The sequence below is a fragment of the Pseudomonas sp. NPDC089530 genome (genome assembly GCF_050280705.1).
Lineage (GTDB): Bacteria > Pseudomonadota > Gammaproteobacteria > Pseudomonadales > Pseudomonadaceae > Aquipseudomonas.
This window is the reverse complement of the sequence record NZ_JBNNVU010000209.1, coordinates 1-1,586: the sequence shown is the minus strand read 5'-3', so window position 1 is coordinate 1,586 and position 1,586 is coordinate 1. Positions and strand designations below refer to the sequence as shown.

Below are 1,586 nucleotides of genomic sequence, written 5' to 3'. Positions count from 1 at the left end.
GTCAAGCTCTCCACCCGCCCGGCCCATCGCATCGGCTGCGACGAGCTGTGGGACCAGCTGGAAGGTGCCACCGGCCACTATGTGCGCCGCCGTGACATCGACGGACGCACCGAACTGCTCAAGGGCCTGGACCCGAACAAGGACCAGAGCTACTTCCTGCACGCCGTCGGTGGCGAGCAGATCGCCAAGACCCTGTTCCCGGTGGGTGAGCTGGAAAAGCCCGAAGTCCGCGCGATCGCCGAGAAACACGACCTGGCCACCGCCAAGAAAAAGGACTCCACCGGTATCTGCTTTATCGGCGAGCGTCGCTTCAGCGACTTCCTCAAGCAATACCTGCCGGCCCAGCCCGGCGAGATCAAGACCACCGAAGGTGAAGTGATCGGCCGCCACCACGGCTTGATGTACCACACCATCGGCCAGCGCCAGGGCCTCGGTATCGGCGGTCTCAAGGACGCCGGCGAAGAACCGTGGTACGTGCTGATCAAGGACCTGGAGCACAACGAACTGATCGTTGGCCAGGGCAACGATCACCCCTGGCTGTTCTCCCGCGCCCTGCTCGCTTCCGACATCTATTGGGTCAACCCGATCGACCTGAGCGAGCCGCGCCGCCTGACCGCGAAAGTGCGCTATCGCCAGAGCGACCAGCCCTGCACTCTGGAAAAGACCGCCAGCGGCTACCGTGCCACCTTCGACGACCCACAGCGCGCCGTCACTCCCGGTCAGTCCGTGGTGTTCTATGACGGTGAAATCTGCCTGGGCGGCGGCGTGATCGAAGTCGCCGAACCCTGGAGCAGCAAGGCATGAGCCCGATCCAGGAACAGCTGACGGCACTGGGCGGCGTGTTTCTCGCCGCCGTGCTGGTAGACAAGATCGCCAAGACCGGCCAGGTCACCGAGGCCGCCTTGAGCTGCATGCTCGGCAGCCTGCTGATCCGCGACCCGAAAGACACCCTGGAAGTCTACGGCGGCGACGACATCAACCTGCGCGAAGGCTATCGCGCCCTGATCGGCGCCCTGGAACGCGACCCCAGCACCCTCCAGCGCGAGCCGCTGCGCTACGCCCTGTCGATGCTCGGCCTCGAGCGCCAGCTGGCCAAGCGCGACGACATGCTGGAAACCATCGGCAAGCGCCTGCCGCAGATTCAATCCCAGGTCGAACATTTCGGCCCGGCCCACGAAAACGTGATTGCCGCTTGCGGCTCGCTGTACCAGGACACCCTGAGCACCCTGCGCCAGCGGATCCAGGTGCATGGCGACATGCGCAACCTGCAGCAACCGAGCAACGCGTCGAAAATCCGCGCCTTGCTGCTGGCCGGCATCCGTTCGGCGCGCCTGTGGCGCCAGTTGGGCGGCCATCGCTGGCAGCTGGTGATCAGCCGACGCAAATTGCTCAAAGAGCTTTATCCGCTGATGCGCAGCAGCTGAACCGCGCCCGCAAGACCATTTGTAGTCAGTAACGCGTAATACGCCGGTCAGTTGGCAACGGACCGGCGGATTTTTTCATGTATGATACGCGCCCCATTTCGTTGCCCGACTGTCCGAGAACACCCCATGCAGCTCTCTTCGCTCACTGCGGTTTCCCCTGTT

Annotated in this window: 2 protein-coding genes; both read left to right on the top strand. The window is 63.9% G+C overall.

Annotated features, from left to right (window positions below; genetic code table 11):
• A partial coding sequence (gene mnmA / locus ACQKQA_RS30320; protein ID WP_427564800.1) for a tRNA 2-thiouridine(34) synthase MnmA occupies positions 1 to 804 on the top strand: 804 nt, incomplete at its 5' end.
• Positions 801 to 1,424, top strand: a complete 624-nt coding sequence (hflD, locus tag ACQKQA_RS30315) for a high frequency lysogenization protein HflD (RefSeq protein WP_427564799.1) — start codon at positions 801 to 803, stop codon at positions 1,422 to 1,424. The genes mnmA and hflD, both read left to right, overlap by 4 nt.
• The last annotated feature ends 162 nt before the right edge of the window (positions 1,425 to 1,586 follow it).